This window comes from Corynebacterium sp. (genome assembly GCF_022712195.1).
Taxonomy (GTDB): Bacteria; Actinomycetota; Actinomycetes; order Mycobacteriales; family Mycobacteriaceae; genus Corynebacterium.
Genome location: NZ_JALAGY010000024.1, coordinates 1 through 22,467 on the forward strand (window position 1 = coordinate 1; position 22,467 = coordinate 22,467).

19 protein-coding genes and 1 pseudogene are annotated in these 22,467 nt (G+C 69.3%); 13 read left to right on the forward strand and 7 right to left on the reverse strand.

Translation table 11 applies throughout. The features are described 5' to 3' along the window. The first annotated feature begins 282 nt into the window (after nucleotides 1-282). From Q0A34_RS02875 to Q0A34_RS02900, 6 genes are read left to right on the forward strand one after another with little or no spacing between them, the layout of a single operon-like run. The gene (locus Q0A34_RS02875) at nucleotides 283-3,453 is read left to right on the forward strand and encodes a DUF4040 family protein (RefSeq protein WP_291478285.1); all 3,171 of its coding nucleotides are present in this window, start codon (nucleotides 283-285) and stop codon (nucleotides 3,451-3,453) included. Continuing rightward, nucleotides 3,450-3,878 carry a cation:proton antiporter subunit C gene (locus Q0A34_RS02880; protein WP_291478286.1) on the forward strand — a complete coding sequence of 143 codons (429 nt, stop codon included), beginning with the start codon at nucleotides 3,450-3,452 and terminating at the stop codon, nucleotides 3,876-3,878. The genes Q0A34_RS02875 and Q0A34_RS02880 overlap by 4 nt, the downstream gene beginning before the upstream one ends. Next, nucleotides 3,878-5,494 (forward strand): monovalent cation/H+ antiporter subunit D family protein, encoded by a 1,617-nt coding sequence (locus Q0A34_RS02885; protein ID WP_291478287.1) that lies wholly within the window; start codon nucleotides 3,878-3,880, stop codon nucleotides 5,492-5,494. Before Q0A34_RS02880 ends, Q0A34_RS02885 begins: the two co-directional genes overlap by 1 nt. Then, nucleotides 5,494-6,678 (forward strand): Na+/H+ antiporter subunit E, encoded by a 1,185-nt coding sequence (locus tag Q0A34_RS02890; protein WP_291478289.1) that lies wholly within the window; start codon nucleotides 5,494-5,496, stop codon nucleotides 6,676-6,678. The genes Q0A34_RS02885 and Q0A34_RS02890 overlap by 1 nt, the downstream gene beginning before the upstream one ends. Continuing rightward, complete coding sequence (locus Q0A34_RS02895) at nucleotides 6,675-6,953, forward strand: cation:proton antiporter (protein ID WP_291478291.1); 279 nt, start codon at nucleotides 6,675-6,677, stop codon at nucleotides 6,951-6,953. Before Q0A34_RS02890 ends, Q0A34_RS02895 begins: the two co-directional genes overlap by 4 nt. A gap of 9 nt (nucleotides 6,954-6,962) precedes the next feature. After that, a complete protein-coding gene (locus Q0A34_RS02900) occupies nucleotides 6,963-7,385 on the forward strand; it encodes a Na+/H+ antiporter subunit G (protein ID WP_291478293.1) in 423 nt (140 codons plus the stop codon). Nucleotides 7,386-7,499: 114 nt separating this feature from the next. Here Q0A34_RS02900 and Q0A34_RS02905 read toward each other — a convergent pair whose 3' ends face one another. From Q0A34_RS02905 to Q0A34_RS02915, 3 genes are all read right to left on the reverse strand, one after another. Further along, nucleotides 7,500-8,213, reverse strand: a complete 714-nt coding sequence (locus Q0A34_RS02905; protein WP_291478295.1) for a GDSL-type esterase/lipase family protein — start codon at nucleotides 8,211-8,213, stop codon at nucleotides 7,500-7,502. A gap of 4 nt (nucleotides 8,214-8,217) precedes the next feature. After that, complete coding sequence (locus Q0A34_RS02910) at nucleotides 8,218-8,409, reverse strand: hypothetical protein (protein ID WP_291478296.1); 192 nt, start codon at nucleotides 8,407-8,409, stop codon at nucleotides 8,218-8,220. A 177-nt stretch (nucleotides 8,410-8,586) separates the two neighbouring features. Further along, on the reverse strand, nucleotides 8,587-10,212 hold the full coding sequence (locus Q0A34_RS02915; RefSeq protein WP_291478298.1) for a catalase: 1,626 nt from the start codon (nucleotides 10,210-10,212) through the stop codon (nucleotides 8,587-8,589). 287 nt (nucleotides 10,213-10,499) lie between these two features. Here Q0A34_RS02915 and Q0A34_RS02920 point away from each other — a divergent pair, with 287 nt between their 5' ends. From Q0A34_RS02920 to Q0A34_RS02935, 4 genes are all read left to right on the forward strand, one after another. Continuing rightward, nucleotides 10,500-11,195, forward strand: coding sequence for an RNA polymerase sigma factor (locus Q0A34_RS02920; protein WP_291478300.1), 696 nt, complete (start codon nucleotides 10,500-10,502; stop codon nucleotides 11,193-11,195). Beyond that, nucleotides 11,192-12,559 carry a TIGR01777 family oxidoreductase gene (locus Q0A34_RS02925; RefSeq protein WP_291478302.1) on the forward strand — a complete coding sequence of 456 codons (1,368 nt, stop codon included), beginning with the start codon at nucleotides 11,192-11,194 and terminating at the stop codon, nucleotides 12,557-12,559. Before Q0A34_RS02920 ends, Q0A34_RS02925 begins: the two co-directional genes overlap by 4 nt. Before the next feature lie 10 nt (nucleotides 12,560-12,569). Next, complete coding sequence (locus Q0A34_RS02930) at nucleotides 12,570-13,580, forward strand: ferrochelatase (RefSeq protein ID WP_291478304.1); 1,011 nt, start codon at nucleotides 12,570-12,572, stop codon at nucleotides 13,578-13,580. 67 nt (nucleotides 13,581-13,647) lie between these two features. Beyond that, on the forward strand, nucleotides 13,648-14,565 hold the full coding sequence (locus Q0A34_RS02935; RefSeq protein WP_291478306.1) for a DUF2268 domain-containing putative Zn-dependent protease: 918 nt from the start codon (nucleotides 13,648-13,650) through the stop codon (nucleotides 14,563-14,565). A 27-nt stretch (nucleotides 14,566-14,592) separates the two neighbouring features. Here Q0A34_RS02935 and Q0A34_RS02940 read toward each other — a convergent pair whose 3' ends face one another. The 3 genes from Q0A34_RS02940 to Q0A34_RS02950 all read right to left on the reverse strand — a co-directional run bounded on the left by Q0A34_RS02940 (nucleotide 14,593) and on the right by Q0A34_RS02950 (nucleotide 19,036). After that, entirely contained in the window at nucleotides 14,593-15,633 is a 1,041-nt protein-coding gene (locus Q0A34_RS02940; RefSeq protein ID WP_291478308.1) for an aspartate-semialdehyde dehydrogenase, read from the reverse strand. Nucleotides 15,634-15,677: 44 nt separating this feature from the next. Beyond that, a complete protein-coding gene (locus Q0A34_RS02945) occupies nucleotides 15,678-16,952 on the reverse strand; it encodes an aspartate kinase (RefSeq protein ID WP_291478317.1) in 1,275 nt (424 codons plus the stop codon). A 122-nt stretch (nucleotides 16,953-17,074) separates the two neighbouring features. Then, entirely contained in the window at nucleotides 17,075-19,036 is a 1,962-nt protein-coding gene (locus Q0A34_RS02950) for a siderophore-interacting protein (protein ID WP_291478310.1), read from the reverse strand. Nucleotides 19,037-19,224: 188 nt separating this feature from the next. Between Q0A34_RS02950 and fepB the strand changes: the two genes are divergently transcribed. From fepB to Q0A34_RS02965, 3 genes are all read left to right on the forward strand, one after another. After that, complete coding sequence (fepB, locus tag Q0A34_RS02955) at nucleotides 19,225-20,286, forward strand: Fe2+-enterobactin ABC transporter substrate-binding protein (protein WP_291478312.1); 1,062 nt, start codon at nucleotides 19,225-19,227, stop codon at nucleotides 20,284-20,286. Between the two features lie 68 nt (nucleotides 20,287-20,354). Continuing rightward, nucleotides 20,355-21,212 carry a DMT family transporter gene (locus Q0A34_RS02960; protein WP_291478313.1) on the forward strand — a complete coding sequence of 286 codons (858 nt, stop codon included), beginning with the start codon at nucleotides 20,355-20,357 and terminating at the stop codon, nucleotides 21,210-21,212. 65 nt (nucleotides 21,213-21,277) lie between these two features. Then, nucleotides 21,278-22,111: a TRIC cation channel family protein gene (locus tag Q0A34_RS02965; RefSeq protein ID WP_291478315.1), complete on the forward strand. Its 834-nt coding sequence runs from the start codon at nucleotides 21,278-21,280 to the stop codon at nucleotides 22,109-22,111. 37 nt (nucleotides 22,112-22,148) lie between these two features. Here the strand turns inward: Q0A34_RS02965 and Q0A34_RS02970 are convergent. Then, a pseudogene (locus Q0A34_RS02970) lies at nucleotides 22,149-22,467 on the reverse strand (cytochrome ubiquinol oxidase subunit I); the annotation flags it as partial.

Consider the following 22,467-nt stretch of genomic DNA (forward strand, 5'->3'; position numbering starts at 1 on the left):
GGGTGGAATCGGAGGTGGAGTCCGGGTCGGAGCCTGGGGTGAATGACGTTGCAGATGAGGGTGTGGGTGTCATCCCACCGATGGTAACAACGTCGCTGCGACGGCCTCTACTGCAAAGTGGCGCCCGTACCCGTGTCCGACACGCCTGATAAACTTGTCACGTCGCATGAGGTAGCCGGGGTCCTGGCAGGGCCCACCGGTGGTCGGGCACGCGCGGTCCGGCAGTCGGGGAACCATGGGGCACCTACCGAATCAGAACTACAGTGAGGTGTTGGTGAGACCGTGACCTTGATCGTCGTTCCTGTGGTGCTTGCCATAGCTCTCGCACTGACCCCGGTCCTGGTCAAGACTCTCGACCGCAACGCCGGCTGGCCCCTGGCCGCCGTGTTCCTGGGGGTCGCCGCCTACGTCCTCTCCCACGCCGGGGACATCCTCGACGGGCGGGACGCGGTCTTCTCCGCCACCTGGGCCGAAGGGATAGTACCCGGGGTCGACGGTTCCGCGGGCAACCTCGAGTTCGCCCTGCGCATGGACTCGCTCGGCATGTTCTTCACACTGCTGGCCCTGTTGATCGGTTCGGCGGTCTTCGCCTACTCCTCCCGGTACCTCCACCGCGGGGAACATATCATGAACTTCTACGTCCTGATGACGGGGTTCATGCTCTCGGTGGTGCTCCTCTTCCTCGCCGACGACGTCTCCGTCCTGTTCATCGGGTGGGAACTCGTCTCCCTGGCGTCCTTCTTCCTCATCGCCCGGGCCGGCCACACCGGTGAACCGGGTGCCGTCCGCACCCTGCTCCTCACCTTCACCGGCGGCCTCAGCCTCCTCGTCGCCCTGGGCATCGCCGTCTCGGCGACCGGGACGACGAACATCTCCGGGATCATCGCCAGTGACGTGTGGGGGCAGGACGCCTCCCTCACCACTCTCGTCGCCGTCCTCGTCGCCCTCGCCGGCTTCTCCAAGGCCGCACAGCTGCCCTTCCACGTGTGGCTGCCCGAGGCCATGGCGGCCGCCACCCCGGTCTCGGCCTTCCTGCACGCGGCGGCGGTGGTCAAGGCCGGTATCTACCTGCTGCTGCGCTTCTCCGGGATCTTCTCCGACGTCCTGGTCTGGAACCTGATGCTGATCATCTCCGGCATGGCCACCGCCGTCATGGCGGCTGTCTTCGCCTACCAGCAGACGGACCTCAAGCGCCTCACCGCCTACTCCACGGTCTCCCAGCTCGGCTGGATCGTCGCCACCATCGGCATCGGCACCCCCTTCGCGCTCGCCGCCGCAGTGGTCCACACCGCGGCGCATGCCATGTTCAAGTCCTCGCTGTTCATGATCATCGGCGTCGTCGACCACCAGACCGGCTCCCGTGACATCCGCGAGATCGGCTCGGTCTGGCGCCGGATGCCCGCCACCTTCACCGCCGCCCTCGTCGCCGCGGCCAGCATGGCGGGGCTTCCCCCCACCCTGGGCTTCGTGTCGAAGGAGGGCATGCTCGAGGCGTTCACCGAATCACCGCTGCTCCCCTCCTGGCAGATCGTGCTGCTCGTCGCCGCCGGTCTCGGCGCCGTCGCGACGTTCATGTACTCCGCGAAGTACCTCATCGGGGCGTTCATCGACACCGGCTCCGCCGTGGAGACCGCCGATGTCGTCCCCACGGAGAAGGTCAGGGAAGCCCCGGTCTCCTTCTGGCTGCCCGCCGCCGTCCCCGGCGTCCTCTCCCTGCCCGTGGTCCTGTTCCTCGCCGCCGTCGACTCTCCGCTGGACTCCGTGGTGGGCTCCATCGGGGCCGGCGCATCACACTCCCACCTGGCGCTCTGGCACGGGTTCGGGATCCCGCTCTACATCACCCTCGCGGTCGTCGTCCTCGGTGCCGTCCTGGTGGCGCTGCGCCACCGCGCCTACACCGACTGGATGGAGGACCACCGGCTCTTCCCCTTCACCGGCAACGAGTTCATCGCCTTCACCCTGCGGATGGCCAGCCGGTGGGGGCGCCTGGTCAGCCGACTCGGCACCACCCTGAGCCCGAACGGCCACCTGCTGTGGATCTTCGTGCTCGTTCTCGTGCTTACCGTCGCCGCCTTCTTCGGCCCCGGCGGACTCGAGGAACTCGGCGCCCTGCCACCGCGGGTCAGCGGCATCGACAACATCACCGACATCGCCGGCCTGCTGATCATGTTCCTCGTGACCATGGCGATCATCTCCACCCGTTCCCGCATGGGCTCGGTGGTGCTGGTCGGTGTGGCCGGCGCCGGGGTGTCCTGGATCATGCTGACCCTGGGCGCGCCGGACGTGGCCATGACCAACCTCATGGTCGAGTTCATCGTCACCGTGTTCCTCATGCTGGTCGTGCGACACCAGCCGCGCCTCTACCTCAAGGAGGGCGAGAACCGCACCAAGTTCGCCGTCACCCTGGCCGCGATCGTCGGTCTCGTGGTGTTCATCGGCGTCTGGCTGCTCATCGGCCGGCACCCGCGTCCGGAGCTCGCGCAGTGGTACATCACCGAGTCGCCGGACGTCTCCGGGGCGAACAACATCGTGGCGGCGATCCTGGTCGAGTTCCGTGCACTGGATACCCTCGGCGAGCTCTCCGTCCTCGGCATGGCCGGTATCGTCATCGCCGCGATCGTGGCCTCCGTGCCGAAGTCCCCGGTGCCGGGGTACGGCCCCGGTTCCACCGCCGAGCTGTTCCGCAAGGAGGGGTCGACGAAGTTCCCGGACGTGCACAAGGTCCCGGAGCTCGCCCCCTTCTACTCGAAGTACCTGCGAAGCACGCACCTGAACTCGATCCTGGGACGTCAGGTCATCTGGCCGTTCCTCGCCGTCCTCGTCGTGTACTCGGCCGTGACCCTCTACCGCGGCCACCAGGCCCCCGGCGGCGGCTTCCTCGCCGCACTGATGCTCGCCCTCGGCCTGGTGTTCTGGTACCTCGTGCAGCCGAACGCGAAGAAGATCGGCGGGAAGGACCTGGGCTACCAGTTCGTCGGCGGCGGCATCATCCTCGCCCTGGTCACCGGACTGGTGGGCTTCGTCGAGGGCAGCTTCCTGGCACCGATCCACTTCTACATCGGCTCCGAGCACTTCAGCTCCTCACTCTTCTTCGACGGCGGCGTCTACCTCGCGGTGATCGGCATCGTCACGATCGTGCTGAACTCCCTCGGCGGCCGCGACCGCCCCGGTGCCGAGGCAGGACGGCCGTCCAAGGCCAGTCCCGTCGAGACGTCGCCCACCATGGCCCAGCGTCCCGAACTCCGGGCGGTGGCCGGCTCGAAGGTGGCGATCACCGCCGGCGGGTCAGCCGTCCCGTTGAACCCCTCCGCCGTGGCCGAGGAGCAACGCAGGAGGAACGGGAGGAAACCCGGCGGCACCGCCGCAGACACCCCGGAAGACGGGCACAGCGAACCTGACGGACACGACGGACACGACGGAAACAGCAAGGGAAAGGACGGTGACAACCGATGATCATCGCGGCCATCATCGCCCTCCTTGTCGCGGCAGGCGTCTACATGGTGATGCAACGCGGCATGGTTCGGGTCATCATCGGCACGACGCTGATGAGCCACGGAGTGAACCTCCTGCTGCTCGCCACCGGTATCGGCGCCTGGCGGTCCGACCCGCTGGCTGACCGCACCCTGCCGGCGGACTCGGCCGACCCCCTCCCCCAGGCCTTCGTCCTGACCGCCATCGTCATCTCGATGGCGACGACCGCCGTCCTGCTCGCACTCGCCGCCCTGGGCCGTGACGACGACACCCGCTCCGGCGAGGACGTCCAGCGCGCCCGCCGCGAGTTCCGCGCCCTGGACACGGTGGGCCTGCGTTCCGCCCACCGCATCGACCACGATTCAGCCCAGGCGCAGCGCCGCCGTGACCGAGAGGTGGACTACTGATGAGCCCCGACACCGTCGGACCACTTCTCGCCCTGTTCGTCGTCGTCCCGCTGATGGCGGCCGGTGTCGCCGCCGTCCTGCCGTGGAGCCTCCCGCGCCGCCTCCTCGGACTGCTGGTGCCGGCGACCGGTGTCGTCGGCGGCGTCCTCCTGCTCACGCAGGTGGCCGGCGGCGGGGAGACCACCGTCGTCGCCGACAACGTCGGCTCCTTCGTCGGCGGCGTGTCCATCCCCCTGGCCGCCGACACACTGTCCGCGGTGATGATCGTCGCCACCGCCGTCGTCGCCCTCACCGCGAACTGGTTCGCCGAGGCCGTCGGCGAGTCCCGCGCACGCTTCTACCCGGCGATGACACTGATGCTGCTCGCCGGTGTCTGGGGCGCCTTCCTCACCGCGGACCTGTTCAACCTCTTCGTCTTCATCGAGGTCATGCTCATGCCGTCCTTCGGCCTGCTGGCCATGACGGGAACCTGGGCACGCCTCGCCGCCGGCCGCACCTTCGTGCTGGTCAACCTGGTGACCTCACTGTGCCTGCTCTCCGGCGTCGCCCTGGTCTACGGGGTGGTGGGCACCACCAACATGGCCGCGCTCGCCGGTGCCGCCGGCGAGCGCGGTGCGGACGGGTTCGCCGAGGGGATCTTCGGCACCCAGTGGCAGCTGCTGCTCGCCCTCGGCATCGTGCTCATCGCCCTGGCGGTGAAGGCCGGTGCCGCACCGGTGCACACCTGGCTGCCCCGGGCGTACGGTTCGACCTCCCCCTCGGTGATGGCCCTGTTCTCCGGCCTGCACACCAAGGTCGGCGTGTACGCCATCCTGCGGGTGTACATGACCATCTTCGAGGGCGACCACCGCTGGGCCGTGCCGATCCTGGTCTTCGCGGTGATCGGCATGATGATCGGCGGCTTCGCCGCCCTGGGCGAGACCACCCTGCGCGGGGTGATCTCCTACCAGATGGTCAACGGCATCCCGTTCATCCTCGTGGCGCTGGCCTTCCTCGGCGGCAGCGCCGAGCTGATGCTCTCCGCCGCGATCTTCTACATGCTCCACCACATGGTCACCGCCGCGGCGATGATCATGGCCGCCGGCGCCGTGGAGGAGACCTACGGCACCGGCCGGCTCCGCCGCCTCTCCGGCCTGATGCGACGCGACCCGATGATCTCCGTCGTCTTCGCCGCGGCGGCCATGTCGCTGATCGGCTTCCCGCCGTTCTCCGGCCTGTGGGGCAAGCTCATGCTCATCTTCGCCATGGTCGGTGACTCCGGCCCCATGGTGTGGGTCGGTGTCGGTGCGGTCGTCGTCGCGTCGGTCGGCGCGCTGCTGAGCATGCTGCACGTCTGGCGGAAGTGCTTCTGGGGCAAGCCCATGGACAAGCAGGACATGGACCCCAGCCTGGCGGTGAGCGTGAGGCTCACCCTGCCCAGTGCCACGATGATGGTGCTCAGCGTGGGGATGTTCCTCTTCATCGGGGTCATCACCCAGGTCACCGGCGACGCGGCCGCGTCGCTGACCGACACCACGGACTACGTCCACGCGATCATCGGCGACCCGGACGAGGCGGTGGGCGTGGTGCTCCCGTCCGAGCACTCCGGACTGGCGTACACGGAAGGAGCGCGGTGATGGGACTGAAGAACCTACTCCACCAGATCGGCCACGGGACCTCCTACTCGGTGTGGCTCGTGGGCCAGATCGTGAAGGAATCCACGATCATGGCCTACGACACCTTCACCACAGGTCGTCACATCGCCCCGGTGATGATCTACTACCCGCTGCGGCTCACCAGGGAACGCGACATCGCGGTGTTCATCGCGTCCATCACCATGACGCCCGGCACCCTCGCCCTCGGCGTGACCGGCCCCAAGGAGGTCGACGAGGACGCCGCCGCCGGCAAGCGCAACCTCAACGACGCCAGCTCCGTGGCCACCTCGGAGTTCCGGACCCACGGGCTCACCCGGGTCCAGCGGTTCCTCGCGGTCCACGCCATGTACGGTGCCGACCCGCAGGAACTGCTGCACTCCCTGGCAGTCATGGAGGCGAAGATCTCCCCGTCGGTGCGCAAACGCAAGATCGAGTTCGACGTGGAACACCTCGTGGAGCGCGGTGTCCCCGGCCCCCGCGGCTACCGTGGGAACCGTGGTGGACGAGCCAGCGAGGACGGGGTCTTCGACGTGGAGAAGGTCGACTCCACCCCGCACGCCGCAGCCTTCGTCGCCGCGATCATGCGGCAGGACGACAGTCTCGACGTCAACGACCTCGACAGCCTCTCCCGCGAACAGCGTGAGAAGATCGCCAAGACGAACGCCCGCAAGGCCGCCGAGGAGAAGCGCCGCCGGATCGAGGAGGAGGAGAAGCGCCGCCGCCGGAAGCTGGCGGAGGAACTCAGTCCCCCCGCCCTCGACCTCGACGATGGGGACGACGACCGGGACGACGACCGGGGCACCGGTGGCGGCCCGGACTCCGAGGACCTCGAGGAGGGCATCGACCCGTCCCGCGTCGCCCCCTCCCGGGACGGCGGCGTCTCCGCGCTGTCGGAGGCGCACGAGGCCGCACCCACGACCGGAGGTGCCAAGGCGTCCCGTTCCGGACGGCGGACCTCCCCGATCGCTTCGCTGGTCAACGCTCTCGAGGTCCGGTCCCGTCTGCCGCAGCCCGACCTGGACCTCAGCGGACGCCGGGGACTCCCCGGCACCCCCCTGTCCCGGTTGCGCGGCCGGCACGGCCACCCCCAGACCGGACAGTCCGGTGACACCGGGGCGACCGGGAAGACCGGGAAGACCGACAAGAGAGAGGACGAGTCGAAGTGACACCGACACAATTCCTGTGGATCTTCGCCGGTGTCGCGGCGATGATCATCGCCGCCGCCATGGCACTGGTGCTGTGGCGGGCGGTGTCGACGCGCAACGACGCCCGACGGGCCGTCCTGGCCGACATGGTCTTCCTCACCATCATCGCCGGGTTCCTGGTGTACTGCCTGTTCTACAGTTCCGCGATCACCTACGACGTCGTGCTGCTCGCCGGGCTCGGCGGCGCGATCAGCACCATGGCCTTCGCCCGGATCATCACCCGAGGACGCAGGTAGGAGAAAAACATGCTCACACAGTCACAGCCCGCCGTGCACCTGCTCGCCGGCGAGGGAACCGTGCTCCAGCACACCGGCGAGATCGGGTGGGTCCCCGCCATCATCGTCAGCGTCCTCGCCGTGGTCGGGGCGCTCTACGTGCTCGTCTCGGCGGTCGCCATGTACCTCGCCCCGGACGCCCTGAGCCAGGTCAACATGCTCGGCCCCGCACTCGGCATGGGCCTCCCGCTGCTCGTCGCTGCCGACTTCGTGAACTCCTGGGCCACCGAGGGTTTCGTGTTCGGATACCTGGTCAGGGGTGTCGTCGCCATCCTGGCGCTGCTCGTCGTCCAGGCCGTGGGTTCCTACGTGATGGGCCGTGCCCTGCACGCGACCTTGTGGGACCACACTGTGCCGTTGTCCGGCGGTGAACGCGCCAAGGAGTCGAACTAGCGAGTCGAACTAGCGGGTCGCACTAGCTCCAGGCAGGCGACGGAGAACCCCCGGCGGGGACAGACCACAGGATCTTCCCCGCCGGGGGTTTCTGACGTCCCGGCCCGCTGCGGGTCAGACGTGCGGGGCGACGGTGTCCGCGAGGTAGCGGGAACCGTTCGCCGACGGGTGGAACATCATGGTGTAGTCCGGCGTGGTGGTGTCGATGATGCCGGCGACGTAGCGGTCGCGGTCGGGCGCGCAGGTGTCGTGCCCGCGTGCTCCGTCCATGACCTCGACATACGTCGCACCGATGTCCCTGGCCGCGGCGCGCTGGTTGTCGCGGTTCCAGTTCTCCACGTCACGCAGGTGCGGCACGGGGACCCCGGCCGGGAGGTCCGGGACGACGTTGACCGCGCAGAAGGTGGACGTCGCACGGTCGACCGTGGGCAGGGCGCCGGAGACCACGATGCGGGCGTCGGGGGCGACGGACCGGATCCGGTCCGCGGCCCGCTGCATGTTCGCACGGTAGACGGCGGCGACGTGACGGGGGTCGAGGATGTTGGTGCGGTTGTCGACCGCACCGAAGAGCCCGTAGTCGTTCATGCCCACGGCGATGACCACGGTGGAGTCGTTGCGGACCGCACCGGCACGGATGGCCTGGTTGAGCCGGTGCATCATCGACCCGGAGGTGGTGGCGGTACAGGAGTAGTCGTCCACGGGCCGGCCGGTGGACCGGCCGAGCTTCGCCGGGAAGTTGTTGGGGGCCTGCAGGCACCCGGCGGTCTGCGGGTAGTCGTTCGCCCAGTCGCCGATCGGGCCGGGGACGCCGCGCAGGGTGTTGCGCACCTGGTCAGGGTTGGAGGAGAAGGAGTCCCCCCAGGGTCACGATGTTCCGGCCGTCGGCCTGCGCGGCCGGTGTCACGGCGGCGCCGAGCCCCACGGCGGTGAGCACCGCCACCCCGGCGGCGAGGACACGCGAGGACCACGACCGGGAGCTCCGTCGTCGGTGGGTACTGGTACGGGTAGGGGTATGGTACGGCACGACTCTCCTCGCTGTATGTCCGGTGAATGTGAAGGTGGTTTAGATTCCACCCGGAATGCAGACTACAACGCTGAGGGTATTCAGGCGAAACTCAGCGGAAACGGAGAAACACCGTGCACCGCCGCTGAAACGGCGGAGCCACGGGGCCAGAGGGCCGGGCCGTTCAGGGCAGCCAGATCAGCCCTTCAGGTCGGTGTAGATCTCCCGGACCCGGTCGCGCAGGTTCTCGTCGACCCTGCCCCAGTAGGTCCAGCACTGCCCTTCGACCTGTTCGGAGACTCCCTGCATGGCCCGGGCGATGTTGCCGGCGAGACGCTCCCGGGCGTCGTCGTCCAGGACCTCACGGACCAGGATCCCGGCCTGGACGAAGTCGTCGTCCTCGGGGTGGCGCACGTACGCGCCGCGGGTGAGGTCGCCACCGTAGTTGTCGTCGAAGAGGCCCAGGTCCTCCGCGGGGCCGGTCGCGGACTCCTGGCCACGTCCGAAGCCGTAGGCGGACTGTCCGGGCTCCACGCCCTTCTCCACCACGCCGGACCCGTCGGACACGTCCGCGGTGCCCTCACCGCGTTCGAAGCGATTCGGCGAGTAGACCGGCGTGCCGTCGGCGGGGAACTCGTAGGCGGCCGCACCGTCCTTCATTGTGTAGAAGTTCCGCTCCGCGACCACCGTACGGTTGACGGGCAGCTGCGGGTAGTTCGTCCCCAGCCGGTAGCGCTGGGTGTCGGCGTAGGCGAAGGCACGTGCCAGCAGCATCTTGTCCGGCGAGAATCCCACACCGGGGACGATGTTGGACGGCGCGAACGCCGCCTGCTCGATCTGCGCGAAGAAGTTCTGGGGGTTCGCGTTGAGGGTGAAGTGCCCGACGTCGATGAGCGGGTAGTCCTTCTGCGACCAGGTCTTCGTCAGGTCGAACGGGTTCCAGCGGTAGTTCTCCGCCTCAGCCACGGGCATGATCTGCACCTTGACGTCCCAGGTCGGGTAGTCGCCGCGCTCGATGGCCTCGTAAAGATCGGCGCGGGAGTGGTCGAAGTCGCCGGACCCGACGAGTTCACCGGCCTCCTGGTCGGTGAAGAACTCCCAGCCCTGACGCGTCTTGAAGTGGTACTTCACCCAGAAACGTTCACCGTCGGCGTTGATCCACTGGTAGGTGTGCGAGCTGAAGCCGTCCATGTGGCGGAAGTCCTTCGGGATCCCGCGGTCGCCCATGAGGTAGGTGACCTGGTGGGCGGACTCGGGGCTGCGGGTCCAGAAGTCCCACTGCATGTCGGCGCTGCGCAGGCCGTTGGTCAGCCGCTTCTGGGAGCGGATGAAGTCGGGGAACTTCATGCCGTCGCGCAGGAAGAACACCGGGGTGTTGTTGCCCACGATGTCGTAGTTGCCCTCCTGCGTGTAGAACTTCAGCGAGAAGCCACGGACGTCGCGGACGGTGTCCGGGAAGCCCTGCTCGCCGGCGACGGTGGAGAACCGCGCGAGCATCGGGGTCACCCGCCCCTGCTGGAACAGGTCGGCACGGGTGTACGCGGAGACGTCGGCGGTGACGGTGAGCTCGCCGAAGGCGCCGGACCCCTTCGCGTGGACGTTGCGCTCCGGGATGCGCTCACGGTTGAAGTGGGCGTGCTTCTCGACGAGGTGGGCGTCCGTCAGGGCGATCGGGCCCTGCTCCCCCACCGTGACCGAGTGCTCCTCGGTGGTGACGGGCGAGCCGTTGGCGTTGGTGGAGTGTCCGGAGTAGGGGCAGACGCCGCGGGCGGCGATCTCCCCGGAACCCGGTGCTGCGGTGGTGCGGTTGTCGTCGGTACTCATGTCTGTTCCCTCCTGGAGGCTGCGGTGCAGGTGCAGGTGCGGTGCTCCGTCATTGCACGCTCCACGCGCATGTCAGTCGTGGGTGACGGCGGAGACGCCCGGTCGGCGTGATCGTCGGTCACGGGGGCGAGGTGCCGTCTGTTCCCGTTATACACGCGAATCTTCAGGTCCGCACTATCAATATCAACACTTTGAATGGTTTCAACTATTTGTAACTCTTCGGCGATAGTAATAGCGACAGAAGCAAAGGTCACGGGTCCGCGACGTCGGTGCTAGACTCCGGAACCGTGCGAAGAAGAACCCTGCAGTCGGCACGCGACGGCTCCCGGCCGGGCGACCGGACCGGCACGCGCGGTCAGGGCCGGCAGGACGACCAGGCCGTCACCGACCTCGCCCTCCGCGCCGCCGGCGGCGACCGGCAGGCACTCAACGACTTCATCGAGGCCACCCACGGCGACGTGTGGCGTCTCCTCGCCCACCTGGCGGACGCCGACCGCGCCGACGACCTCACCCAGGAGACCTACCTGCGCGCCCTCAGCGGGCTGCCCCGGTTCGCCGCCCGCTCCTCGGCGAGGACGTGGATCCTCGCCCTCGCCCGGCACACCTGGGTGGACAGCGTGCGCCACGACATGGCACGCCCCCGCAAGTCCGCCGAGCAGTGGGAGGACGCCACCGAGCTCACCACCTCGCCCGACACCACCGGCGGGCAGACCTGGGCCGAGCTGGTGGACGCCCGCGCGATGCTGGACGACCTGGCGCCGGACCGTCGGGAGGCGCTGATCCTCACCCAGATCCTCGGTCACACCTACGCCGAGGCCGCGGACATCTGCGGGGTGCGGGTGGGCACGATCCGTTCGCGCGTCGCCCGGGCCCGCGCCGACCTGCTCGCCGCCTCCGGCCGGGGGACAGAGACGGGAGCGGGGAACGGCGCCAACGGCAACAACGGCACCGACACTGCAGCGGACCTACACTGGGGTTCGTGACCCACCGCTACCACCAACACCTCCAGTTCCCCCGTCAGGATGTCTGGGACTGGCACACCCGCCCCGGCGCGGTGACCCGGCTGACACCGGGATTCTCCCTGCTCAGCGTCGCCTCAGAGGCGTCCTCCCTGAAGGACGGCACCACCGTGCTCTCCCTGCCGGGCGGTGTCCCGGGACTCCGGACCTGGCAGGCGCACCACCGGCCGGACGACTTCGTCGAGGGCCGGCACTTCGTCGACGAGTGCGTCAATCCCCCGCTGCGGCAGATCATGCGGTGGAGGCACTCCCACGCCTTCCACGACGACGACACCGCCACCACCCGGGGCACCCTGCTCACCGACACCGTGCAGGGCACCGCCCCGGGTGCGCTGCTGGACCGCGTCTTCCGCTACCGCCACCGCCAACTCGCCGACGACCTCGCCCACCGGGCACGCGTCGGTGACGCGACCGTCACCGGGCACCGCACTGTGGCCGTGACCGGGGCGACGGGCCTCGTCGGCACCCGCCTCGTCGCGCTGCTGCGCATGCTCGGGCACACGGTGGTCCCGCTGTCGCGCTCTCCGCTGCCCCACGAGCCGGACGCCCGGGTCTGGGACCCCGACGGGCCCTCACCGTCGCTGTTCGACGGGGTGGACACGGTGGTCCACCTGGCCGGGGCGGGCATCGCCGGGCGGTTCACCGAGGGACACAAGACCGCCGTGCGTGACTCCCGGGTCGGCCCCACCCGGCGGCTCGCCGAGCTCGCGGCCGCCAACGGGGACGTCCGCACGTTCATCAGCGCGTCCGCGGTCGGCTTCTACGGCCACACGCGTGCCGGGCGGGTCAGCGAGCGTGCCGGCGCCGGCGACGGGTTCCTCGCCGAGGTCGTCGCCGACTGGGAGGCCGCCTGCCGCCCCGCGTCCGACGCCGGCCGCCGCGTGGTCGCGGTGCGTACCGGTCTTGTCCTTGCCGGCGGGTCCCCCCTGCTCACCGCTCTCAGCGCATCGAGCCGACTGGGAGGCGGCGTACTGGGGTCCGGACGCCAGCACTTCCCGTGGGTGTCGGTGGACGACCTGGTGGACGTGTACGTCCGCGCCGTCCTCGACGAGGGGCTCTCCGGCCCGGTCAACGCGGTGGGCCCGCAGATGATCACCAACGCGGAGTTCACCTCCACCCTCGCCGACCTGCAGCGCCTCCGGGTTCCGCTGAGCATTCCGGTGCCTGCCGCAGCACCGGCGCTGCTCCTCGGGGTGCAGGGCGCGGAGGAGCTCGCCCTCGCCGACCAGAACGTGGCCCCCTCCGTCCTCGAGCGCCACGGTCACACGTTCCGGCACCCGACCCTGCGCGCCGCCCTCGTCCACGAGCTGGGACTGCCCGACGAGTAGGATTATGGGCATGGCTGAGTCTGGCATGTCTGGCACCACCGCCCGCAGGGCGCTTCTCGTCCTCTCCTTCGGAGGCCCGGAGAAGGAGGAGGACGTGGTCCCCTTCCTGGAGAACGTCACCCGGGGCCGCGGCATCCCCCGGGAGCGGCTCGTCGAGGTCGGGGAGCACTACTACCGCTTCGGCGGGAAAAGCCCCATCAACGACCAGAACCTCGAGATCATCGACCATCTCCGTGCCGAGATCGCCGAGCGGGGGCTGGACCTGCCGGTGTACTTCGGCAACCGCAACTGGGAGCCCTACGTCGAGGACACCACCCGGCAGATGGTCGCCGACGGCGTCACTGAGGTCATCGTCTTCGCGACGTCCGCCTGGGGCGGGTACTCCGGCGACATCCAGTACCGCGAGGACATCGAGCGGGCCCTGCAGTCCTGCAGGGACGCCGGCGTGACCCCGCCGACCATGACGAAGATCCGCCCTTTCCACGACCACCCGCTGTTCCTGTCGGCCTTCGCTCGGCTGGTGGACGAGGCACGGCAGAGTCTCCCCTCCGGTCAGCGTGCGGACGCCCGACTGCTGTTCACGGCGCACTCGGTACCCGTGTCCGCCGATGAGGCGTCCTCCTCGGACTCCACCCACCGTTACTCGGGCCAGGTGCTCACCGCCGCGAGGGAGATCCGTGCGCTGAGCAGCTTCGCCTCCGACGGGGACGACGGCACCGACGTGGAGCTGGTGTGGCAGTCGCGCTCGGGACCTCCGCACATCCCCTGGCTGGAGCCGGACATCTGTGACCACCTCGAGGCGACCGTGCCCTCGGACGACCGCCCGATCGTGCTGGTCCCCGTCGGATTCATCTCCGACCACATGGAGGTCATGTGGGACCTGGACAACGAGGCCGCCGACACCGCCGCCGAGTTGGGTGTGACGATGGTCCGCGCCGCGACGCCGGGGCCGACACCCGAGTTCACCGACATGGTGCTCGACCTGGTGGAGACGACGCAGGCGCACACGACCCGGCAGTGAACCGACCGGCGGCCGGTGCCGCCTGCGCCTTGACCCTCACGCTACGTCAGCCTCTAGTCTCCCCGGTATGAACGACATCACCGGAATCACTGTCCTGGACTCACGCCGTGCGATGACCGCGGTCATCGACGCCCCCGTGGACTCACGCGCTGACCTGGTGCGCGCCATGTGGGAACCCATGAGCGGCATGTTCCGCTATTTTCCGGGCGACGTCGACGCCGCGGAGGTGGACCGGCGGAGTCTGGGTTTCGCCTGGGACGGTGACAGGGCGTCCGACACCTACCTGGAGAGGATCCGGGGTGCGATCGACCTGCTCAGCGACAACCGTGCATGGGAACGGACGGAGACCGCGCTGAGGCGTGGGGCCCGTGCTCTGCGGGAGGCCGATCCGGGCGCGACGATTCCCGACGTCACCGTGCTGCTCGGCGTGGGTGACCCCGACGACCCCCACTTCATGGACGAGGTCCGGGGCCTGGTCGCCTTCGGCGGCATCAGCGGTTACATCCAGGTGCACCTCTGGCCGACCCCGACGGTACTCGCCCGCCTGGAGGCGATCGCCGTCCACGAACTCCACCACAACGTGCGCTACTCCCCCGGTGGTGTCGTGTGGGATCCGGCGACCGTCACCCTGGGTGAACAGCTCGTCGCCGAAGGCCTGGCGGACGTGTTCGCCACTGAACTCCACGGGCCGCGCGGCCACACCCACTTCGTGGATCCGTCGGCGTGGTCCACCGAGGTCCTTCAGCGTGTCACCGACTCCGCAGGTCTCACCGGAATGGAGAACTTCACCGCCTGGATCCACGGGGACGCCTCCGCCCGCCTGTTCGGCGTCGAACCGGTCGGTCTTCCGACCGGGGCCGGTTACGCGGTGGGGACCCGGCTGGTGCGTAGCTACCTCCGGGCGACCGGAACGACGGCGGCGGCAGCAGTCCGCACTCCCGCCGGGCAAATCATCGCCGTCGCCAGGGAGTCCCTGGGACTCTGACACCCCGGCGCCACCGCGGACAGGGTGCTACAGCAGCAGTTCGGCGATCTGGATGGTGTTCAGCGCCGCGCCCTTACGCAGGTTGTCGCCCGAGACCACGAGCACCAGCCCGCGGCCGTCGTCGATGGACTGGTCCTGACGGATCCGCCCCACCAGGGACGGGTCGACACCGGCGGCGGCCAGTGGCGTGGGGACGTCGGTCACCTGCACGCCGGGGGCGTCGGCGAGGACTTCCCCGGCCCGCTCCGGGGTGATCGCGGAGTCGAACTCCGCGTGCACCGTCATGGTGTGGCCGGTGAACACCGGCACACGCACACAGGTACCCGCCACCGGCAGGTCAGGGAGGTGCAGAATCTTGCGCGACTCATTGCGCAGCTTCTGCTCCTCGTCGGTCTCCCCGGTGCCGTCGTCGACGATGCTGCCGGCCATCGGCAGGGCGTTGAACGCGATCGGGGCCACGTACGGCCCGAGGTCCTCGACCTGCAACGCGGACCCGTCGGTGGCGAGGTTCTCCAGGACCTCGAGGTTCGCGCGGACCTGGTCGGCCAGTGCCTTCACCCCGGCCAGGCCGGACCCGGAGACGGCCTGGTAGCTGGAGACGTGCAGTCGCTTCAGCCCGGCTTCCGCGTGCAGCGCACCGAGGACGGGCATGGCCGCCATGGTGGTGCAGTTCGGGTTGGCGATGATGCCCTTGGGCACGTCCTTCGCGTCCTGCGGGTTCACCTCGGAGACGATCAGGGGGACGTCCGGGTCCTTGCGCCACGCCGAGGAGTTGTCCACCACGGTGGCCCCTGCCTCGACGAAACGGGGCGCCTGCGCCCTGGACGTGGCACCACCGGCGGAGAACAGGGCGACGTCGATGCCGCGCAGGTCCTCGGTGGTCGTGGCCTCGACGTCCTCGACGACGACGGTGCCGCCATTGAACTCGATGCCGGTGCCGGCGGAGCGGGCCGACGCGAAGAAGCGCACGGTGTCGATCTTGTCGAGGACCGAAGGACGGTGTTCGAGGATGTCACGCATCACGCGGCCGACCTGGCCGGTGGCGCCGACGATGGCGAGGGTGGTCATGACTGGTGTCCTTTCGTGCTGGGGCTGACCGGGGTTGACCGGGGTTACCGGCCGGTGCCGGCGTACACGGTGGCGTTCTCCTCGCCACCGAGCTTGAAACGCTCGTGCAGGGCGGCGACGGCGGCGTCGAGGTCGGTGTCGCGGATCAGCACGGAGATGCGGATCTCGGAGGTGGAGATCAGCTCGATGTTGATGCCGGCGTCCCGCAGGGCCTCGCAGAAGTCCGCGGTGACCCCGGGGTGCGACTTCATGCCCGCCCCGACGAGGGAGACCTTGCCCACCTGGTCGTCGAAGAGCAGCTGGCCGAACTTCTGGTGGTCCTCGGTGCCCTGCAGCCCCTTGAGCAGCTCGACCGCCCGCGGTGCGTCCTCACGCGGGCAGGTGAAGGTGATGTCGGTGAGGTTGTCCGCGAGGGAGGAGACGTTCTGCAGCACCATGTCGATGTTGATCTCGGCGTCCGCCAGGGTGCGGAACACCCGGGCCGCCTCGCCCGGCTTGTCCGGGATGCCGAGGACGGTGACCTTCGCCTCGGAACGGTCGTGGGCGACACCGGTCAGGACTGCTTCTTCCACGGGGATATCCTCCAATGAGCCGGACACGAGGGTGCCGGTTTCGTTGCTGAATGATGAACGGACACGAATCGGGACGTTGAACGCACGGGCGTACTCCACGCACCGCAGCATCAGGATCTTCGCTCCGACCGCGGCCATCTCGAGCATCTCCTCGAAGGAGATGTTGTCGAGCCGCTGGGCGTTGGGGACGATGCGGGGGTCGGCGGTGTACACACCGTCGACGTCGGAGTAGATCTCGCACACGTCGGCGTGGAGAGCCGCGGCCAGTGCGACGGCGGTGGTGTCCGAGCCACCACGGCCGAGGGTGGTGATGTCCCGGGTCTCACGGTTGACCCCCTGGAAGCCGGCGACGAGGCAGATCTTTCCGGCGTCGAGGGCCTCGCGCACACGCCCCGGGGTGACGTCGACGATGCGGGCGTTGCCGTGCCGCTCGGTGGTGATCACACCTGCCTGGGAACCGGTGAAGGACTGCGCCTCGGCACCGAAGGAGTCGATCGCCATCGCGACCAGGGAATTGGAGATCCGCTCGCCGGCGGTGAGCAGCATGTCCATCTCACGGCCCGGGGGGACCGGGTTGACCTGGTTGGCGAGATCGAGCAGTTCGTCGGTGGTGTCGCCCATGGCGGAGCACACCACGACCACGTCGTGTCCCTGCTTCTTGGTTTCCACGATCCGCTGTGCGACGCGCCGGATGCGTTCGGCGCTCTCCAGCGACGATCCGCCGTACTTCTGGACGATCAGGGCCACAGTTCCCAGCTCCACCTTCCCGTGTTGACGGGACTTCTCGAGATTATTGCTCAGACCCTAGACAGAGTACCTGAGTACCCGGCCCGCCCGATACCCGCGGTGACCCCTGCCCACCTCGGGTGTCATGCGCTGACGACCACGGCGTGACTGCCCCAACCGACCGGTATGTCTGCCACGCCCCGCAGGCCCGCCCGGGCGACGGCGGAGGACAGGTCACGGGCGGTGGGCAGGCTCCGTCCGGAGACCAGCATGCGGGTGAGGTCCTCCTCGTAGTCGTGGTCCTCGTCACCGCTCTCCGCGAGCAGCCGGGTGACGGCCAGGACGCGGCCACGTCCACCCGTCGCCGCCACCGCGGACGACAGCAGCCCGGGCACCTCCCCGGGGCCGCAGACGGCGTAGGGGTCCAGCAGCAGGACGAGGTCGGCGACCGTCCCCACTGTGCCGTCCCTTGCGCCGCTTACTGCAGTCTCCCAGTCGCTGATCTCGACCCGGTCGCGGCGCGGTCCGCCTATCTCGGCGAGCAGCCGTTCCCGCCCGCAGGTGTGCTGACCTGCCTTGAGAAGGACGGTGACCGTCAGGTCCCCGGCGTGCCGCAGCAGCTCGTCGGCGTAGACCGCGGCGGCGACACCCTCGGCCCCGCCGAACACGGCGACGTGCTCCGGCGCACCGCCGGGCAGGGAGTCGAGCCGGGCGGCCAGCGCCGGGGCGACCCACTGCGCCCGCGTGGCCTCACTGTCGGCCAGCGCCTCCCCCAGGGTGGAGTCCTTCCGACTCAGTTCCTCCCAGGTACTGCCAGTGGCACCCACCGGCACCGGGGCCCCGTCCCGCAGCCCGTCTGCCAGGTGCAGCCAGGTCAGGGACTGCAGGGCGTCCGGCCCGGTGAGCCGGGCGACCAGACCGTCCGGATGGGCGAGCTCCTCCCCCAGCGCAGTCAGGCCCACGGTGGTACCCCCGTCGCCGGAGTGCAGGGTGAGCAGCCCGACGGACTCGAGGTACCGCAGGAAACGCAGCAGGCGGTCCTGCGGCACGCCGACGGCCCCGGCGACGGCGTGCACCGGGGCGGCGCCGCCCGCCGCCTCTGCGGCCGTGTCCACCGCCTCGAACAGCCCCAGCCGCGCCGCCGCCTGCAGGGCGAAGCCCGGTGCCGTCTCGGTGAGCTCGTGCAGCTGCAGCAACGGGGACATGCTGGACGCCGCGGCACCGGCGTCCCCACCGGCGGCGTCCCCGGCGGACTCCCCGGTGGAGGTCTCACCGGTGGCCTCGTTCCGCCGCCAGTACCCGGTGATCTGCACGTGTTCCCGGGGCACGCCGAGCTCCTTGACCAGCCGCCGCACCGACTTCAGCCGTCCCGCCTCACCGGCGGCCCAGACGAAGGGGGTGCCTTCCGGCAGGAGACCCTCCTGCGCCAGTGCGGCGACGGTCGCGGTGAAGTCCCCGCCCTCGGCGCGGACCACCCACCGCAGGTCGAGGGAGTCGCGGCAGTCGACCTCCGCGAGGTCGTTCTGGATGTCGGCGCGCTCGGCGACCTCCACCACGGCGACCACCCGGTGCCCCTCCGGGGTCTCCTCCAGGCAGCGTCCGACGGCGGGCAGCGCGGTCTCGTCGCCGGCGAGCAGCAGCCAGTCGGTGTGCACCGGCAGCGAGGCACAGTTCTTCGGCCCGGCGGCGTAGACCCGGTCGCCGACGGCGGCGGTGGCGGACCACCCCTCGGCGAGTCCCGCGCCGTGGCGGGCGAAGTCGACGACCAGTTCGCCGTACTCACCGGCGTCCGGCGACCAGCGGCGCACCGTGTATGTGCGGAAGAGTTCGTTGACCTCAGCGGTCCAGTCCAACCGCCCGTCGCCGAGCGACACCGGGTAGGGCCGCTCCCCGGTGACCGGGTGCGGGAAGATCATCCGCATGTCATCGTCGAAGCCGTCGGACACGATCGCCGGCACCTCCTCACCGTCGCGGACGTGGGCCCGCAGCCCCTCCCCGCCGAAGACCACACGCCGCATGCCGGGGGTGACGTCCTCGATCCTCAGCACCTCCAGCTCGCGCATGGTGATGGGGTAGATGTCGGTGTCTCTGCTGATACGTGGCACGTCGGGAAGGTCCTCACTGTTGACGGCGGTGCTGGCGGACGGTGGATGACGGTCCGTGACGGTACCGAGGTTAGCATCACCTGAAGTACCCCCTACCTCAGACAGGGTGCGCTGGCTAGGATGTTTCCCGCACGACCTGCACGGCGGCGGTCCAGCCGCCGGCCTGTCCATCTCAAGGGAGAGAACCCATGACCCGTCAGACCGTCCTGCGTCGCCGCACCGCCGCCGCACTCCTCGCCACCGGCGTGGCCGTCAGCCTCGTCGCCTGCTCCGGCGACGACGACAGCCCGTCGTCCACCGCCTCAGCCCCCGACTCCTCGACCGCGTCGCAGGAGGCCTGGCCGCGCACCGTCGACTCCATCGCGGTCGACAACGGCAGGCCCACCGACAGGACCGAGGAGGTCGAGATCCCGGCGAAACCCGAGCGGATCGTCTCCACCTCGGTCACCCTCACCGGCAGCCTGCTGTCCATCGACGCGCCGGTGATCGCCTCCGGCGCAGCGACCCCCGGGCCGACCTCCGACGACAAGGGCTTCTTCAGGCAGTGGGCCGACGTCGCCGACGAGCGCGACGTCAAGGAGATCGGGCAGCTGGAGCCGGACTTCGAGAAGATCGCCGCCGAGGACCCCGACCTCATCATCGTCTCCGCAGCCGGGGCAGACGCCGCACCCGACCTCGCGGACCGCCTCGGGGAGATCGCGCCGACCGTCGTCCTCGACTACTCCGACAAGGACTGGACCGAAGTGACCACCCAGCTCGGTGAGATCACCGGCCACGAAGAGGACGCACAGGACACGATCCGGACGTTCACCGACCGTGCCGCCGAGGTCTCCGACGCCATCGAGGAACCGGAGCAGCCCGTCCAGTTCGTCCTGCCGGCGCAGGACGGCGGCTTGAACTTCATGACCGACGAGTCCGCCCAGGGCCGGATCCTCACCGAACTCGGCTGGGACCTCGACGTCCCGGCCGACGACCTCGTCCGCAAGGACGGCAACCTCACCGGACGCACCGACGTGGTCCAGGTCTCCGACGAGAACCTCGACAAGGCGCTGACCGGCAGGACGGTCTTCGCCACCAACGCCGACGCCGACAACCCCGTCGGTGACCAGCTGAAGGAGAAGCCGACCGCCCGCGACGCCTACGCCGTGAAGAACGACCGGGTCTTCGAGTTCGGCGGCGAGACCTTCCGCATCGACTTCTACTCCGCGATGTACATGCTCGACACGATCGAGGAGTACTTCCGCGCGTAACACCCCCGGCGAGTCTCAGGCAGGCCCCTGACGCGTCGCCGGCCGCCTGCGACTACTCTGAGGTGCTGATGATGCACAGCAACCTGCTCGCTGTCGTCTTCGCCCTCTTGTCAGCCCTCACCGTCGCCTGGGGAACGATCCTCCGGCACCAGGTCGCCGAACAGACATCAGGCGATCGCGACAACGCCCACGGAACCCCGGTGTTCTCCGCCGTCGCCCGCCCGAAGTGGTGGGCGGGCGTCTTCTGCGCGCTCGCGGCGTACGGCCTGCAGATCATCGCCCTGGGTTTCGGGACACTGCTGGTCGTCCAGCCGATCCTGGTGCTGTCGCTCATGTTCACCCTGCCGCTGGCCGCGCGTTTCGACGGACGCCGCGTCTCACGCCCCGAGATGGCGTGGGCGACGCTGCTCACCGTCGCCGTCGGTGTCGTCGTGGTGTGGGGACGCCCCCTCCCCGGCTCCGACTTCCCCACGCTGAGCAGGTGGATGGTGACACTGGGTGTGGGGGTCGTCGTCCTCGTCGGCCTGATGTGGCTGGCCACCCGGCTGCGACTGCGCACCCGAGCGCTGGTGCTCGGGGCTGTCACCGGCGCGATCATGGGTTACCTGGCCGTACTCTCGAAGTCCGTGGTCAACATCTTCTACCAGGAGGGCGCGGCCGGCCTGCTGACCAGCTGGGAGGCCTACGGGCTGGTCGCCTGCGCCGTCATCGGCACCCTGGTCCAGCAGGCCAGCTTCAACGCCGGGGCACTGAAGAACTCCCTGCCGGCGATGACGATCACCGAGCCGATCGTCGCCTTCGTCCTGGGCTACCTCGTCCTCGGCGAGAGGTTCCAGGTGGAGGGGTCACAGTGGCTCATCATGGCGGGGGCCCTGGTGGTGATGGTCGCCTCCACGGTCATCCTGTCGCGGCGCGGCGTGGAGTAACCGGCGGGCGACCGCCGCAAGCCCCGTCTTCCAGGTATCGGTGAGGAAACGATACTCTCGGCGTCATGGATTTTGTCGACCCGTCGGTCAGGACGGTCTACGAGACCCTCGACCTGATCGGGGTGGTGCTCTACGGGATGATCGGGGCGATCATCGCCCGGGCCCGCAACCTCGACTTCATCGGCATCGTCTTCCTCTCGATCGTCACCGCACTGGGTGGAGGCATGATCCGTGACGTCCTCATCGACAACGGGCCGCCGGCAGCCATGCAGGACATGCGCTACGTCGGCCTGGCGCTGTTCGGGGCGCTGACCTCGATGCTGATCCACATGAACTCCCGTGGGTGGGAGATCTTCCGGGTGCACGGGGACGCCGTCGTCCTGGGGGTGTGGGCCGCCACCGGGTCCACGAAGGCCCTGGCGAACGGATTACCGTGGTCGTCCGCCCTCTTCCTCGGAGTGGTGACAGTCGTCGGCGGCGGGGTGATCCGGGACATGATGACCGGGTCGGTCCCGGCGATCTTCGGTGGAGCCACGCTGTACGCCACACCGGCGGCACTGACCGCCGCTGTCATGGTGGGAGTCCACGCGCTGGACCGGTCCGGAGCCGCCGGCGAGTTCCCGGTACTGGCGGTCGGCATGGCCGTCTCCCCGCTCCTCGGGGCCGGGTTGATGGTCACCGCCTACTGGCGTGGGTGGGTGCTCCCCGGGATGCAGGACCTGTCGTGGGCCACGCAGAAGAGACTGCGGCAACCGATGACGCTCGCCCGCGACATGAGCCGCCGACGGTTCCGGCTCCGGCGACGGGCGGAACAGAAAAACGGGGACGGCCCTCAGGATCCCGGGGACCGGGAGGGAGAGGGCCAGACCGACGAGCCCGGTCCACCCGACCGACAGTGAGGCGTGGAGCCGGATCAGACACCGGGGTCACGGGAGTCTAGAAGTGGCGTCCCACGTGCGCTTCCTCACGGGCGGTCTTCACCATGTGCGGGTGGTGCAGCTCGAAGGCCGGACGCTCCGAACGGATCCTCGGCATCGAGGTGAAGTTGTGCCGCGGCGGCGGGCACGAGGTAGCCCACTCCAACGAGTTGCCGTAACCCCACGGATCGTCCACGGTGACGACCTCACCGTAACGCCAGGACTTGAACACGTTCCACACGAACGGCAGCACCGAGACACCCAGCAGCAACGCACCGACGGTGGACACCTGGTTCAGCACGGTGAACCCGTCGGAGTCCAGGTAGTCGGCGTAACGA